Here is a 14595-nt window from a genome sequence, read left to right as displayed (position 1 = left end):
GTTCTCAGCGCAGGTGGACCCGGTGGCCGCTCAGGTGGTGCAGCACCTGGTGGTTGGCCTCCCAGCCGTCCGGGAAGGCCACCGGGACGCCCAACTGCACCGGCTCGGTGGCCGGGTGCTCGTCGAGCAGTTCGGCGATCCCGGCCCGGGCCACCACGATGCAGGCGTGCCGGTGCCGGGAGGCGAGCACGCACAGGCGGCCGGTCTCCAGGTGGAAGGCGGTCGCGTCGGGGCGGCCGGAGAGCGGGTGCAGCACCACGGTGACGTCGTACTCGCGGCCCTGCAGCCGGTTGGCGGTGTCCACCGTGACGGCCGGCCCGGCCTCGCCGTCCACCGGGACGCCCACCTCGACCAGGGCCGCGCGCACGGCCGCCGCCTGGTCCCGGTGCGCGGTGCCGACGGCGATCCGGTCGGCGGTCAGCGGCGTCTCGCCCTGCTCGGAGCGGGCCGTCAGCCCGCGCTCCAGCAGCCGGCGCACGGTGGCCGCGACGGCCGCCACCGCCTGCGGGTCGGTCCGTACGGTGTGCCGGGCAGGCAGCTCCAGCAGTGACCAGCCGTGCTCGGCGGCCCGGTCGATCACCGCGTCCAGCGCCGAGCCGTCCGGGCGGACGGAGGCGGTGAGGGTGCGGTCGTCCGGGCCGGTGCCGGAGCGGAACGGGGTGTACGGGTAGAACGCCTGCGAGATCAGCGGGGCCGCGCTGGCGGGCAGGCGCCAGGAGACCGGCAGCCGGTGCGGCTCGATCTGCGGGTTGTGCGCCAGCATCGTCACCACGGCGCTGCCGGACGGGTCGTAGGACAGGCCCGCCCACTGCTCGGTGCCGACGACGGTGAACGGGTCCAGCTGGCCCGGGTCGCCGACGAACAGCGCCCGCTCGAAGAGCCGGGCCACGGCGAGGAGGGCGTCCGAGCGCATCTGGTACGCCTCGTCGACGATCGCGTGCCGCCAGGGCGCCTCGGCGCGCACCCACTGCCACTTGGCGGAGGTGGAGATCACCACGTCGTGCTCGGCCAGGTCGGTGACCTTGTCGGAGGGGGTGACGTTGGCGTGCCTGAGCACCTCGGGGCCGGGGCGGGAGTCCGTCGCGTGCAGCCGTCCGATCGTCAACTCCGGCGCCTTCTCCGCGAGTCGGCCGACCAGGTCGTCCACCTGGCCGTTGGTCTGGGCGACGATCATCAGCCGCTCCCCGGCCCCGACCAGCTCGCGGGCGGCCCGCACCACCAGGGTCGACTTCCCGGCGCCGGGCGGGGAGTCCACCACCACACCGCGCGGGGCGCCGGGCGCCGGGTGGACGGTCGCGGCCAGGATGCGGGCCACGGCGGCGTCTGCGGCCGCGCCGGGGGACTGCGTGCTCGTCATTCCCAATCCTCGGAGGCGGCAGGGGTGTTGGCAGGAGCGTTGGCGGGGGAGTTGGCAGGTGCGTAGACGGGTACGGGCGAGGCGCCGGGCGGGCCGCCGTGCGTCCACGGGGTGTCGTCCGGCTCGGGCAGCGGCGCCGACTGGCGGACCGTCAGCTCGAACAAGGTGAAGGTGACCGTCTCGCCCGGCTCGGGCAGGCTGCCCGGCTCCGGGTCCTTCCTGCGGCCCATGCCGGAGAGCACCCGCAGGGTGATGGTGCCCTCGGCCGGGTCGACCTCGACGATCCGGGCCTTCTGCGCGGACGGTCCGTGCGCCCGGTGCGCCTCGCGGCCGAGGTCGGCGTGCGGGCGGTCGGCGGTGCGCAGGGTGAGCAGCGGGCGGGGCTTGGGGGAGCGCCCGGTGGTGTCCCAGTCGGGCACCACCTCCGTGACCACGCCGCTGAACGCCTCGCCGGAGAGCCGGTGTTCGGCCATCGCCAGCGGATCGTCCAGCGCCTCCTGCACGTCGAGGCGGGCCTGCTCGCGCTCGCGCTGGGCGAGCTTGCGGGCGGCGGTGACGGCGTCGTCCTGGCGGGGCTGCGGGGGCTCACCGGCGGCGAGGCGGTCCCGGTGGCCGGTGTAGGACCAGCGGTCGCCCGTCCAGCGCTCCTCCAGGTGGGCGGCCGGCGGCAGGGCGCGCAGCAGGTCCAGGCCCTGCCAGACGTCCCGCCAGGTCGGCAGCAGGATCGCGGACAGGGCCTGCTCCAGCTGCCCGTGCGCCTCCCGGACCGCCTTGCGGGCGCGGGCGGCGGCGGTCCCGTCGGCCTGGTTGGGCCGGTCGGCGGCGTGCTCGTTGGCGTGCTCGTTGGCGTGCTGGAGCGCGGCGACGGCCGCGTCGTAGCGGGTGATCGCCGGGGCGAGCACGAGCTCGTCGAAGCGCGGGTCGGTGGCCGGGCCGGCCGGCGGGTGCAGCAGCTGGTGGTGCTCGTCCCGCGCGGACTCGGCCAGCTCCGCGGCCTGCGCGCCCGTCAGCCCGGGCGGCGGGGCGTGCCAGGCGAGGTGGGCGGCCAGGTGCTGGTCCTCCAGGTGGCTCTGGCCCGTGGCCCAGTGCCGGGCGAGCAGGCCCGTCATCGGCAGCAGCAGGCTGGAGCCGGGCACCTGGGCGCGGTCGGTGAGATGGGTGAGCCAGCGGCCGAGCAGCGGCACCCGCAGCGGCGCCGGGTACGGGCCCGGGTCGGCGTCCTCGGCGGTGCGGCGGAACCGGGTGGAGCGGCCGATCAGCGCCAGGTGCTGCACGCCCGCGCCGTTGGGCACGATCACCTGCGGCGCGTCGGCACACAGCTCGCGGAACACCTGGGTCTTCTCGCCCGTCTCCGGGTCCTTCTCGGAGCCCTCGATCTGCTCGACGTCCTCGCCGAAGGACTCCAGGTAGGGCAGCAGGTCGGCGGCCAGCGCGGCCAGGAAGTCGAAGCGCAGGGTGCGGTTGAGCGGCTGCGGCACCAGGTGCAGCCGGGGCGCGTCCCGGTCGGTGCCCAGCATCACGGCCAACGGCGCGCCGGACTCGCCGGCGGCGGTCAGCGGGACGAGCACCATCGGGCGCTCGGACAGGTGCCGGTGCCGGACGGTGGCCAGCGGCTCGGCCCGCCCGCTGCGGACGGCCTCCAGCCGGGCGAGGGTGGTCAGCAGACTCATGCCTTCGCACCGAGCGCTTCCGCGCGCAGCGCCGCCGCGTAGGCGAGGCGCTCGGCGGCGTCGTCCGCCCGGTCGGTGCCGGAGGCCGCGGCCAGGGCGTCCGTCACCGTGCGGATGCTGCCCAGCTCGCCGCGTACGCCCCGGCCGAGCTGCTCGACGCGGTCGCCGCAGCGGGCCCGGGCGCGGCAGTGGAAGCCGAGTTCGCAGGTGGAGAGGCAGTCCGGGCTGTACGCGGCGGGCATCGACTCGACGGCGTCGGCCAGCTGTTCGTCCGTCCGTACGGGCGTGCCGTCCTCGGCGGCGGCCAGGTTGAGGTCGGTGCCGTCCGGGAGCTCGGCGAGCAGCTTGCCGATGCCGGTCATCCGGCTCAACTGGCGGCGGGTGGTGGCCAGTTCGCGGCGTACGTCGACGGCCACGGCGGTCGGCCGGTTGCCGAAGTCCTTCGGGCAGACCAGCAGCACGCTGGTGCGGGGGCTGCCCGGCAGTCGCTGCTCGGCGTACGGGCTCTCGGCGAGGGGCTGCCCGGCCGCGGCGGCGGCGGCGTGCTGGAGCGCCAGCACGTACACGGCGGCCTGGCGGGCGGCGGCGCCGACCTTGGCCGGGTCCGCGGTGCCGTCCAGCACCGGGAAGGACTTGATCTCCACCACCGTGCACCGGCCGCCGTGCACCACGACGGCGTCCGGCTCCAGGTAGGCGGTGCTGCCGGCCACCTCCAGACGCAGGAGCGGGTGGTCGAGCAGCGTCCAGGTGTCCGGTTCGGCGGCGGCCCTGGCCAGCGCCTCGGCCGTACGGTCGGCGCGCACCGCCGGGCCGGAGCGCGGCAGCAGGTCCGGCACCTCCAGCGGGGTGCGCTCGTCCGCGGGGACGCCGAGATGGGCGCGCAGCGGCTCGAGCAGCGCGGCGTAGCCGTCGGCCTTGAGGCGTGACTCGAAGATCACGCCGCGGGCGATCGCGAAGGGGGACTGCCCGAAGGGGGCGGGGCGGCCGAGCCGGGAGGCCAGGGCGGACTTGTCGACCCCGGCCGCGTCGAGCACGGCGCGGCGGTGGCAGCCCGGATTGGCGGCGAGCGCGGCGAGGGAGCGGGCGTTCAGACTGCGCTGGGGAGCCGGTCCTCGCAGCTCGGCGAGCCGCCGGGCGAGCGGCTCAGCGGGCCCGCGGGGCGGGACGTTCGTCGAGACGTTCATGGTGCGGCCCAGTGTCGCATCCGGGTCCGACAACGCGGTGCGCGCACGGGCCCGCTCGCGTCCGTGAGGGCCCGGGATCGTGGGCTCCCGGCGGGTGCGGGATCATGGGGACCGGTGCTCAAGGGTGAGACCGTACCGTTGACCGCCCCGATTGCGAGGAGCCTCCATGCCCGCCCGAATCGTGCTGGTCCGCCACGGCGAGACCGCGTGGTCCGCCACCGGCCGCCACACCGGCCGCACCGACATCCCCCTCACCGAGGACGGCCGCGCCATGGCCAGGGCGCTCGGCGCGCGCCTCGCCAAGGCCCCCTGGAACGGGCTGCCGGACGCGCTCGTCTACACCAGCCCCCTCGGCCGGGCCCGGGAGACCTGCGAACTCGCCGGCTTCGGCGACCGCGCGGTGGACCGCCCCGAACTGCTGGAGTGGGACTACGGGCAGTACGAGGGCCGCACCGGCGCCGACATCCGCGCCACCGACCACCCCGGCTGGCTGATCTGGCGCGACGGCGTGCCCGGCGGCGAGAAGCTCTCCGAGGTCGCCGCCCGGGTGGACCGCTTCCTCGCCGACCTCAACACCGAGTACGGCGTCCCCGAGTCGGACACCACCGAGATGCACTGCGCCGACCGGGACGTGGTCCTGTTCGCGCACGGCCACCTGCTGCGCATCCTGACCGCGCGCTGGCTGGGCCTGCCGCCCGAGTACGCCCAGCGGTTCAAGCTCGGCACGGCGGCGCTGTGCGTGCTGTCCTGGGAGTACGGCGCTCCGGCCGTCGAGGTGTGGAACGACCTCTCGCACCTGGAGGGGCTGAACTCCGGGCGCTGAGCTGCGCGGTGACGGTTCGTCGGGCGGCTTTCGTTCGGCTGTTGTTCGCCGGGCTGCTGTCCGTCGGGCAGCTGTTCGTCAGGCCGCCGCTCGCCGGGTCGAGGCGAACCCGTCGTAGCCCGTCAGGAAGTCGCGCACCTCGGCCACGGCGGCGTGCGGGCGCAACCGCTCGGCCGTGTCCGCCAGCATGCTGCGGATACGGGCCGAGCGGACCTCGCCGAACAGCGCGACGGCCGCCGAGCCGTGGTGCGCCGCCCCCGCCAGGTCCCCCCGGCCGAGGCGGTCGTGGGCCAGCTCGGCGGTGTAGAGCGCCCGGTTGCGGACGAAGGCCGGCCGCTGCAGCGCCATCGCCAGCCCGGCCTGCTCGCTGGCGCGGTCCCACTCGCCGAGCGCCGACCAGCACTGCGACTGCAGCCCGGCGATCTCCGCCTCCCCGAAGAAGGACATCCACTCCGGGTCGAGCTCCGAGGGGCCGCGCTCGAACAGGGTGTACGCCCGGGTGAGCGCCCGTTCGCAGCCCGGACGGTCGCGCAGCACCGCCCAGCCTCCGGCCTCGCGCATGGCCAGCAGGGCGAGCAGCCGGTCCGAGCCAAGATGCCGGGCGGCCGCCTGCCCGGCCTGGGCGGCGCGCAGCGCCTCGCGGGGGCGGCCGGCGTCCCGGGCCAGGAAGGCGCTGTTGCAGAAGACGTGCGCCTCCAGCGCGGAGTCCCCGGCCATCCGGGCGGTGGCCAGCGCCTCGGAGTAGAGGGAGCGGGCGTCCGCGAGCCGGTTCGAGTCGTGGGCCAGCCAGCCCACCGAGATGGCGAGTTCACCCGCCCCCGCCTGCAGCCGGCGCTCCGTCTCGGCGCTGTACTCGCCCTCGTTGAGCAGCACGTACGCGTGGCGCAGCGACTGCCCCGCCCGCTCGTACAGGGTGTCCGCGCCGTGCGCGTCGTCGGCCAGGCGGATCTCCCGGACGGCCTGCTCCACGCCGAGCACCTCGGCGTGGCCGACCCGGCGCAGCGGCGGCACCTGCCCCGGTCTGCCGGGGACGACCCCGGCCGGATCGGAGCCGAACAGGGCGTGGGCGGACGGGAGTTCGAGCTCGATGGCGGGCGCCCGGGTGATCGTCCCGCCGATGGGCGCCCGGGCCTGGCCGGGAAGGTGGACGGCGGGGCCCGGCGCGGCCGTAGCCGTCCGGTCCAGGCCGATCGCGGTGGCCAGCGCGGTGGTGCCGCCGGCCAGGAACGTACGGCGACGCACGTCGTCGTTCTCCTCGTCGAGATGGGGCGGCCCGCCGGGGCCCCAGGGCGCCGTGCCGACACCCGGCCGCGACGGCCCGTCCGGAGCGGCGGAATCCGCGTACGGCGAGGCAGCGTACGGGAGTTGAGTGGACGGTGCTGAGCGCGGGGCGGGCAGGGGCAGGAACGCTTCCGTTCTTCCGGGGGCGTCGGGTCTTCCAGGGATGTCGGGGCCCGCGTCCGCCGGGCGGCGGCGGACGGAGGTCCTGGGGGCGAAGCCGAGGTCGGTGAGCGTGCGGTCCGGCCACATGTGCCGGAACACCCGCTCGTAGGCGTAGTTGGGGCAGCGGATCTCACCGGCCTCGACCCGCCCGATGTACCGGGCGTCGCAGGAAACGTGCTCGCCGATCTCACGGGCGGCCCGGCGCACCGCCGTGGCGAACTCCCCGGGGGAGCGGTCGCCGCGCAGGGCGCGCATGGCGGTGTTGGGGGACGGGCGGTTCGGCTCGGCCGGTGGGGTGGCTGCCATGGCGCCGACAGTACTCGGAGTCACCGGGCGGGCACATTCGGTTCGCGGGAGATGTGCGGGCAATACGGGAGGAAACGGGCGAAGTTACGGGTAATCCGCCATGAAATGCCATGCCTTGCTGTAAGGCGCCCCGTGGCCTTCGGGCGCACTGCCGCGTTGTCCTGATACGTGGAAAGCCTCGCCCGCACCGCCGTCCCCGGCGGCCCCCACCCTGCGGCGGTGCTTCCGATCCGACGAGGTACCCGGTCGAGGTACATGGAGGAGGGCCGATGATGGCCACCGGACTGCCGTACCGCCCCGGGCGCGTGCACGCCGCCGCCCCCGCCCTTCTCCCCGACCCCGCCGAGGACCGGATCCCCGGCCGGGGGCCGGTCGACGGCGGCCGAGCCTCCCGCGAGCAGAGCTGCCCGGTCACCAGCTGCGACACCGTGACCGTCGCCCTTCGGCACGGCCTCGAAGCCGTCGACATCCTGCGCCTGCGCCGCGCCTGCGGCACCGTCCTCCAGAGCCGCAACGGCAGCACCGTCGCCTTCCTCGTCCCCGGCGGCACCGCCGAGACCTGGCACCTGCCCGGCAGCTCCTGTACGGCCGGCGCCCTCCTGCCCCCCGCCACCGACCCGCGCTGGGTCGTCCCCCCGACCGGCGCCGCCCTCACCGTCCGGCCCACCGACGCCTGGGTCCTGCGCTCCGCCCTCTGCGAGGCCGCCTGCACGCTCACCGCGGGCGGCCTCGGGCCGTTCTGACCTGCGGGTCGTTCCTTCCTTACGGCGATAATCGTCCTCATGGGACGAAGCAGCAGGGCCGCACGCGGCGGCGAGAGCGCCGACACCACCGGGCCGGGCGGCCGCACCCACGCCCAGGGGCCCCTCACCCGTACGGTCGGCTCAGGCCAGGCCGAACTGCGCCCCGACCGGGACCGCCCCTCCGCCTGGACCCTCCTGATCGACGGCGCCCCGCAGTCGCTCGTCGACCTCGCCGACCCCACCCACCTCGGCTTCGAGTACCAGCGCCGCCTCGGCCACCTCATCGACCTCGCCGCCCCGCCCGGCCGCCCCCTCACCGTCCTGCACCTCGGCGGCGGCGCCCTCACCCTGGCCCGCTACGTCGCCGCCACCCGGCCGCGCTCGCGCCAGCAGGTCGCCGAGATCGACACCGCGCTCACCGAACTCGTCCGCACCGAACTGCCCCTGGACCGCGGCTGGCAGATCAAGGTGCGCGGAGCCGACGCCCGCAGCGTCCTGGAACGCACCCCCGAGGCCAGCGTCGACCTCGTCATCACCGACGTCTTCTCCGGCGCCCGCACCCCCGCCCACTGCACCACCGTCGAGTTCACCACCCTCGCCGCCCGTGCCCTCGCCCCCGGCGGCTGGTACACCGCCAACATCGCCGACGGCGCCGCCCTGCCCTTCGCCCGCTCCCAGGTCGCCACCCTCGCCGCGGTCTTCCCCGAACTCTGCCTCATCGCCGACCCCGCCGTCCTCCGCGGCAAACGCTTCGGCAACCTCGTCCTCGCCGCCGCCCACACCCCCCTCCCCATCCCCGACCTCACCCGCCGCGCCGCCTCCGACCCCGCCCACGCGCGCGTCGACCACGGCCCCGCCCTCCTCTCCTTCACCGCCGGCGCCACCCCGGCCACCGACGCGACAGCCGCCCCGTCACCCGCCCCACCCCCGGGCGTCTTCCGCTGACGCAACTCGCCGCCGTCGTCGGCCGGTCCAGTGCCCGACAGGCTCTAGTGCCCGCGGGGCAGCCCGCGGTGCTTGCACATGGCCGCGCCGGTGAGCAGCAGCCCGGCGCCGATGGGGGCGAGGACGGCGATCGCGGTGGCGGAGCCGTCCCCGATCTCGGTGACCGTCGCAGTGTCCGTGAGCGCGATCGCCTCCGGCGACCCGCCGCCGCTCGCGACGTCACCGACCACCGCCTGTCCGGCGACGGCTCCGGGCGCCGCGGTGGCCGTCCCGCTCGCGCCGGCCGTCGGCGTCGCCTCCGTGCGGACCTCGGCGGGCTGCCGCGCCTCGCGCGGCCGTTCGGCGGTGCCGCGCTGCCGGGTGACGGTGGGCGGGGCCGCCGGTTCGCCGTTCCGGGAGGCGCGGGTCTCGGCGGGCCGGGCCTGGGCGGGGACGGTGGGGAGCAGGCCGGAGGCGAGGGCGAACGCGTCGGGGAGCGCGTCGGGGAGCGCGGCCTGCTGACCGGGCAGGGGGAGTCCGCCGGAGCGGATGCGCTCGTTCAGGACGCCGCCGACCGTACCGACGGCGTCCTCGCCGGGCGCTTCGACGCCGCCCTGGGGTGCCCGGCGGACGGCCGGGTGGTTCCGGTCCCGGGGCGGTTCGGCGTTGGCGGCGGACGCGACGGCCCCGCCGAAGCCCCAGAGCTGTGCGATCAGCGCCCCGCCGGCGGCGACGGCGCGGGGGCGGGGCAGCCACCGGCCGATCCCGCGCCGAAGGCCCGTGCCCGCGGCGGTGCCGCTGACGGTCGGCGTGGCTTCGGGCTGGTCCGCTTGATTGGCTCGCACGTGAGTCGAGAACGATCCGTGGGCGTCCCAGGTCACGGACGGCCGTCGCACCGGTGGCCCGGGAGTTCTGCTCGCGGGGCCACCGGCCGTACTCCGGTCATGAGTTGGGGGTCATGAGTTGGGGTCAGGAGTTGGGGCGCAGCGTCCAGGTGACCGTCATCACTCCGGTGACGGCGCCGTCGGCGCGGGTGATCTCGACGGTGACGGGGAACTCGGGGCGGCCGCCCTCGTCCAGTTCGGCGACGACCTCGGCGGCCGGGCGGCCGAGGACGGCGGTGGCGGTGACCTCGCCCATGGCGAGCTTCTTGTACGCGATTTCGGCGTTCACGGCCAGCGGCACGGCGCGGGAGAGCTGGTCGCCGAAGGCGGCGAGCACGATGCAGCCGCTGGCGGACTCGGCGAGGGTGAACATCGCGCCGGCGTGCGGGCCGCCGACGTGGTTGTGGTACTCGGCCTGGTCGGGCAGCCGGAGCACGGCGCGCTCGGGGGTGGTCTCCAGGTACTCGAGCTTGAGGGTGTGCGCCATCGGCACGGTGGCGTCGAGCATCTGGCCGATCGTAGGTGTGGTCATGGCGACGATGTTACTAGCCGGTAGCATCCGGCGGCAGGGGTGACCTCGAACAATCGGAGCGGCACGGGCCTGCGGGGAGTCGGACGGGGAACCGGACTTGGGGCCGCGCGGACCGGCGGGAACGCGAAAACGCCTGAGGGGCCGATCTCTTGAAGAGATCGGCCCCTCAGGCTCTGGGGTGAGTAACGGGACTCGAACCCGCGGCCACCTGGACCACAACCAGGTGCTCTACCAACTGAGCTATACCCACCATCTGTCCGACCCGTTCCCGCTCCCGCGTTCCCGTGCCGACAGAGAGAACTCTACAGGATCGGAGAGGGTGCTCGCGCCAGGATTTCCCCGCCGTTCACGCGGGCACCCCCTCCGACCCCGGGACGGCCCGTGGGAGGTTCCGCCGGTTCAGTCGGCGGTGACCTGGTGCTTCTCCGCGATGGCGCGCGCGGTGTCGGCGTCGGGCCCGGGCTGGGGGACGAACACCGCCTCGCGGTAGTACCGCAGTTCGGCGATGCTCTCCCGGATGTCGGCGAGGGCCCGGTGGTTGCCACCCTTCGGCGGGCTGTTGTAGTACGCCTTCGGGTACCAGCGGCGGGCCAGCTCCTTGATCGAGGAGACGTCCACGATCCGGTAGTGCAGGTGCTTCTCCAGCGCGCGCATGTCCCGGGCGAGGAAGCCGCGGTCGGTGGCCACCGAGTTGCCGCACAGCGGCGTCTTCCCGGCCTCCGGCGCGTGCTCGCGCACGTAGGCGAGCACCAGCTCCTCGGCCTCGGCCAGGGTGACGCCCTGGTCCAGCTCGTCCAGCAGGCCGGAGGCGGTGTGCATCTCGCGCACCACGTCGGGCATGCCGGCCAGCGCCTCCGCCGGCGGGCGGATGACGACGTCCACGCCCTCGCCGAGGACGTTCAGCTCGGAGTCCGTCACCAGCACCGCGACCTCGACCAGGGCGTCCCGGTCGAGGTCGAGGCCCGTCATTTCACAGTCGATCCATACCAAGCGGTCATTCACGCACTCACCCTACGGCGCGATCACGTGCCGCGGGGACCGGTGGAGCCGAGCGGGGTGCCGGGGAGCCGACCTCGGCGCGGTGCTCCTGCCCGTCCGGGTGCTCGGCCTGGCGGCCGTCGCGCACGGGGTGGGCGTCCCGTTCCTCCGCCTCGGACCGGGGGGCCCGGGTGTCGTGCGGGTCGCGCAAGCCCTGGGCGCCCCCCGGTTCCGGACGGGCTTCGCGCGCGGCCGTGGCCCGTACGCCCGTGGCACCGGTGGTGCCGGGGGCGGCCTGGGCCCGTACCTGCGGCGCCCGGACGGCCCGGCCGCCGGGCGCTCCGCCCGCCGTGCCCGTCCCGCTCGGTCCGGCGGCCGGCATCCGTCCGCCGGGTGCGCCGTGGGCGCGGGCGCCGGAGCCCGTGCCGGGTGCGCCCGCCTCGTCCGAGGGCCGGTCGACGGGCCGGTCGACCGCGCTGCGGTGCCCCTGGCCCTGGCCGCGGGCGCCCGGCTGCGAGTGGCCGTCCTCGGCCGCCGCGTGCTCGGCGGTGCGGGACGGACGCCCGGTGCCGGAACCGGACTGCGGCGGTACCAGCGGCGGCCGCGCCGAACCGCGCCCCGCACCCTGCTGCCCGGGGTGCGGTTGCTGCGCGGCCTGCTGGTGCGGGTACGGCTGACCGGCCCGCGGGGGGAAGGCTGCCTGGGCGGCGGCCGGCGTCCCGGCCTGCCCCGGCGTGAAGGGGGCGCCCTGGCCGCCCTGTCCGGCCTGTCCGGACTGTCCGGCCGTTCCGTGGCCGCCCGCTCCGGCGCCGCCCGCTCCCGCTGCGGCCGGGAACGGGTACGCGGGCCCGGCGCCGTGCCCGGTGTGCCCGCCGTGCCCGGCACCGCCGAACAGCGGTCCGCCCGCGGCCGCGGCCGCACCCGACGGGTGGGGCAGCGCTCCGGGCAACCGCAGGTCGCCGAGGTGCGCCCCGGCCGGTGCGGGCGACGGCTGCCCGGGCCGACGGGCCCGGTAGGTCGTCCGGTACGCGGCCGGGGAGACCCCGAGCTGGCGGCGGAAGTGCCCGCGCAGCGCCACCGGCGACCGGAAGCCGCAGCGGCGCGCGACGTCGTCCACCGACAGCTCCGAGGTCTCCAGCAGCCGCTGCGCCTGGAGCACCCGCTGGGTGATCAGCCACTGCAGCGGCGCGCTGCCGGTGAGCGTGCGGAACCGCCGGTCGAAGGTGCGCCGGCTCATGTAGGCGCGGGCCGCCAGCACCTCGACGTCGAACTGCTGGTTGAGGTTCTCCAGCGCCCAGGTGACCACCTCGGCCAGCGGGTCGTTGCCGATCTCCTCCGGTAAAGACTGATCGATGTACTGGGCCTGGCCTCCGCCGCCGCGGCGGCTCGGCACCACCAGCCGGCGGGCCAGGGCGTTGGCGGCCTCGGCGCCGTGGTCGGTGCGCACCACGTGAAGGCACAGGTCGATGCCGGCGGCGGTGCCGGCCGAGGTGAGCACGTCGCCGTCGTCGACGAAGAGCTCGCGCGGGTCGACGTGCACCCGGGGGTAGCGCTTGGCCAGGGTCGGCGCGTACATCCAGTGGGTGGTCGCCGGGCGGCCGTCGAGCAGGCCCGCGGCGGCGAGGACGAAGGCGCCGGTGCAGAGCCCGATGATCCGGGCGCCCTCGTGGTGGGCCTTGCGCAGGGCGGTGATCGCCTCGACCGGCGGCGGCTGGGAGATCGAGCGCCAGGCCGGTACGACGATCGTGCCGGCCCGGGCGAGGGCCTCCAGGCCGTACGGGGCGGAGAGGGTCAGGCCGCCGGTGGTGGCGAGCGGGCCGTCCTCCCCGGCGCAGACGAGCAACCGGTAGCGGGGCACCCCGGCGTCCTGGCGGTCGACCCCGAAGACGGAGAGCGGGATGGAGCTCTCGAAGATGGGGGCGCCGCCGAAGATCAGCACGGCGACGGTCTCGCGGCGGCGCCGGCCGGACAACTTGCGGGGCGCCACGGCCAGCGCGGTGGCGGAGCCGTTGGCGCCGCCGCCGGTGTGGCCGTTCGCGTAGGCGCCGGGGTGGCTGCCCGTGTGGGTGCCCGCCGGGCTGTGGCCGAGACCGCCGGGCGCACCGCCCGCGATGCCGCTCTGGCCGGGGGCGGCGGGGTGGCCCGGGTAGGCGGCGGCGTGCGCGCTGCCACCGAAGTGGCCGGAATGGTTCGGGTGGTCGCCGAGATGGGCCTGGACCGGGTTGACGAACCCCCGGCTGACGGGTTGTCCGACGAACCCCGACTGGCCGCCGCCCGGGGCCTGCTGCGAACCGTACGGAACCGGCCCGCCGGGCTCGGCCGCGGACCCGCCGGCGGCGGTCTGCGAGGCCGGATGCGGGAGGTGCGGTGACCCTCCCGTGTGACTGGAGGGACTCGGGGTGCCGGAGGTACGGGTGGTGGCGCCGATGGCGGTGGTGCCGGTGCTTCTCGCGGTCCGACCCGCGATGCCGGCCGTCGCCTGGCCGCTGTCAGGACCCGCGTCGCTCCTGCTCACCCTGCTCAAGGCGCTCAAGCCCCCTCGGTGGTGTGGTGTGGGTGGTGCGGCACTGCTCGCCAAGATCGAAATCTATCGGGTGGACCATCACCGTTGTGACAAGTTCACCATCCGACGCTATGTCGACATGGCAATTTGGCGTGATGCATTCGATCACGAAGCGTGGCACCCGTCGACCCTTCTGGGAAGAGGGCCGGGGCAAGGGTGGCTGGTTGTCGCAGGACCGTTCCCGGGGCTCCCGGCCTCCGTGCACCCGGCTGGAGGGTCTGGGCTGCGGATATGTCCAAGCGGGAGACGCCCGTACGAAATTGACCGAAAATCGGCGGTGCACAGGAGGGCGCACGCACGCGGACCATGCGCCTCCCAGGCTTCATCCGGCCAGGGCCGGGGCGGCCGAACCCGGGCGCGGCGGCCGGGTTACGGTCCTGCCGTGAACATCGACAGCCGGCTCGAACAGGCCAATGACAACGCCGCCGCCTTCTGGCTCGCCCAGGCCCGCGCGCACGACTGGCGGACCGTCACCGGCCCGGGCTGGACGGCGGCCCGCTGCGCCCGCACCCCGGACGACTCCCAGCGCGTGGTCATCACCCGCCCCTACGCCGAACCCCGCGTGGTGGAGCAGGAGTTGGCCGACCTCCTGGCCGAGTGGAAGACCGTCCGCTTCACCGTCGAGGACCCGTACGGCGGGCTCGACCTGAGCCGGCTCGGCGCGTCCCGGATGCCGATCATGCCGGTGATGGTCCGCGAACCCGGCCCGCTGGACCTCTCCGACGCCGAGCGGCGGGCGAAGGAGAAGGGCCACGACCACGGCTCCCTGACGGTGCATGAGGCACTGGCCGCCGACGAGTTCGCCCTGGTCGAGCGGGTGGTGGTGGACGGCTTCCCGCTGCCCGCCCGACAGCCCTGGGTCCGGGGCGTCGCCCTGCCCGAGGCGCTGCTGCACCAGCCCGGACTCCGGGGCTGGCTGGGCCGCATCGGCGGCGCCCCGGCCGGGGCCTGCCTCACCTACGACGACGGGAAGGCCATCGGGGTGTACTGGGTCGCCACCCTGCCCGAGCGGCGCGGCCGGGGCGTGGCCCGGGCCGTGGTGGAGGCCGCACTGGCCCATGCCCACCCCGACCGCCCGGCCACCCTGGTCGCCACCTCGCTCGGCGAACCGCTCTACCGCAAGCTCGGCTTCACCACCCGGGCCGACACCTGCTGGTGGACGGGCAGCACGGTCGCTGACGGCTGACG

At 75.8% G+C, this 14595-nt stretch carries 11 protein-coding genes, 1 tRNA gene and 1 pseudogene; 4 read left to right on the top strand and 9 right to left on the bottom strand.

The genetic code is table 11. The annotated features are described in order from the left end of the window. Positions 1 to 4: 4 nt before the first annotated feature. The 3 genes from IH61_RS0115260 to IH61_RS0115250 are packed head-to-tail and all read right to left on the bottom strand — an operon-like array spanning position 5 to position 4211. The gene (locus IH61_RS0115260) at positions 5 to 1357 is read right to left on the bottom strand and encodes an AAA domain-containing protein (RefSeq protein WP_031069859.1); all 1353 of its coding nucleotides are present in this window, start codon (positions 1355 to 1357) and stop codon (positions 5 to 7) included. Continuing rightward, on the bottom strand, positions 1354 to 3027 hold the full coding sequence (locus IH61_RS0115255) for a hypothetical protein (protein ID WP_078911121.1): 1674 nt from the start codon (positions 3025 to 3027) through the stop codon (positions 1354 to 1356). Before IH61_RS0115255 ends, IH61_RS0115260 begins: the two co-directional genes overlap by 4 nt. After that, positions 3024 to 4211: a hypothetical protein gene (locus IH61_RS0115250; protein WP_031069855.1), complete on the bottom strand. Its 1188-nt coding sequence runs from the start codon at positions 4209 to 4211 to the stop codon at positions 3024 to 3026. The genes IH61_RS0115255 and IH61_RS0115250 overlap by 4 nt, the downstream gene beginning before the upstream one ends. A 166-nt stretch (positions 4212 to 4377) precedes the next feature. Between IH61_RS0115250 and IH61_RS0115245 the strand changes: the two genes are divergently transcribed. Continuing rightward, positions 4378 to 5034: a histidine phosphatase family protein gene (locus tag IH61_RS0115245; RefSeq protein WP_031069852.1), complete on the top strand. Its 657-nt coding sequence runs from the start codon at positions 4378 to 4380 to the stop codon at positions 5032 to 5034. A gap of 78 nt (positions 5035 to 5112) precedes the next feature. Here IH61_RS0115245 and IH61_RS0115240 read toward each other — a convergent pair whose 3' ends face one another. Continuing rightward, positions 5113 to 6783 (bottom strand): hypothetical protein, encoded by a 1671-nt coding sequence (locus IH61_RS0115240; protein WP_031069850.1) that lies wholly within the window; start codon positions 6781 to 6783, stop codon positions 5113 to 5115. Between the two features lie 269 nt (positions 6784 to 7052). Between IH61_RS0115240 and IH61_RS0115235 the strand changes: the two genes are divergently transcribed. Both IH61_RS0115235 and IH61_RS0115230 read left to right on the top strand, forming a co-directional pair. Continuing rightward, a complete protein-coding gene (locus tag IH61_RS0115235) occupies positions 7053 to 7526 on the top strand; it encodes a hypothetical protein (RefSeq protein WP_234327188.1) in 474 nt (157 codons plus the stop codon). 39 nt (positions 7527 to 7565) lie between these two features. Continuing rightward, complete coding sequence (locus tag IH61_RS0115230) at positions 7566 to 8471, top strand: spermidine synthase (protein ID WP_051837114.1); 906 nt, start codon at positions 7566 to 7568, stop codon at positions 8469 to 8471. A 44-nt stretch (positions 8472 to 8515) separates the two neighbouring features. Here the strand turns inward: IH61_RS0115230 and IH61_RS0115225 are convergent, their stop codons facing one another. From IH61_RS0115225 to IH61_RS40910, 5 genes and pseudogenes are all read right to left on the bottom strand, one after another. Next, on the bottom strand, positions 8516 to 9295 hold the full coding sequence (locus IH61_RS0115225) for a hypothetical protein (RefSeq protein ID WP_031069846.1): 780 nt from the start codon (positions 9293 to 9295) through the stop codon (positions 8516 to 8518). 124 nt (positions 9296 to 9419) lie between these two features. Next, positions 9420 to 9866 (bottom strand): DUF4442 domain-containing protein, encoded by a 447-nt coding sequence (locus IH61_RS0115220; protein WP_031069844.1) that lies wholly within the window; start codon positions 9864 to 9866, stop codon positions 9420 to 9422. A 174-nt stretch (positions 9867 to 10040) separates the two neighbouring features. Further along, positions 10041 to 10116, bottom strand: a tRNA-His gene (locus IH61_RS0115215). A 149-nt stretch (positions 10117 to 10265) separates the two neighbouring features. Continuing rightward, complete coding sequence (gene orn, locus IH61_RS0115210; protein WP_031069842.1) at positions 10266 to 10868, bottom strand: oligoribonuclease; 603 nt, start codon at positions 10866 to 10868, stop codon at positions 10266 to 10268. A 973-nt stretch (positions 10869 to 11841) separates the two neighbouring features. Beyond that, a pseudogene (locus tag IH61_RS40910) lies at positions 11842 to 12837 on the bottom strand (helix-turn-helix domain-containing protein); the annotation flags it as partial. 952 nt (positions 12838 to 13789) lie between these two features. Between IH61_RS40910 and IH61_RS46950 the strand changes: the two are divergent. Next, positions 13790 to 14593, top strand: coding sequence for a GNAT family N-acetyltransferase (locus tag IH61_RS46950; RefSeq protein ID WP_051837111.1), 804 nt, complete (start codon positions 13790 to 13792; stop codon positions 14591 to 14593). Positions 14594 to 14595: the final 2 nt, after the last annotated feature.

The organism is Streptomyces sp. NRRL WC-3742 (assembly GCF_000720635.1).
Classification (GTDB): domain Bacteria; phylum Actinomycetota; class Actinomycetes; order Streptomycetales; family Streptomycetaceae; genus Kitasatospora.
Note: the sequence above shows the minus strand (reverse complement) of the source record. Positions and strands in the feature narration are given on the sequence as shown.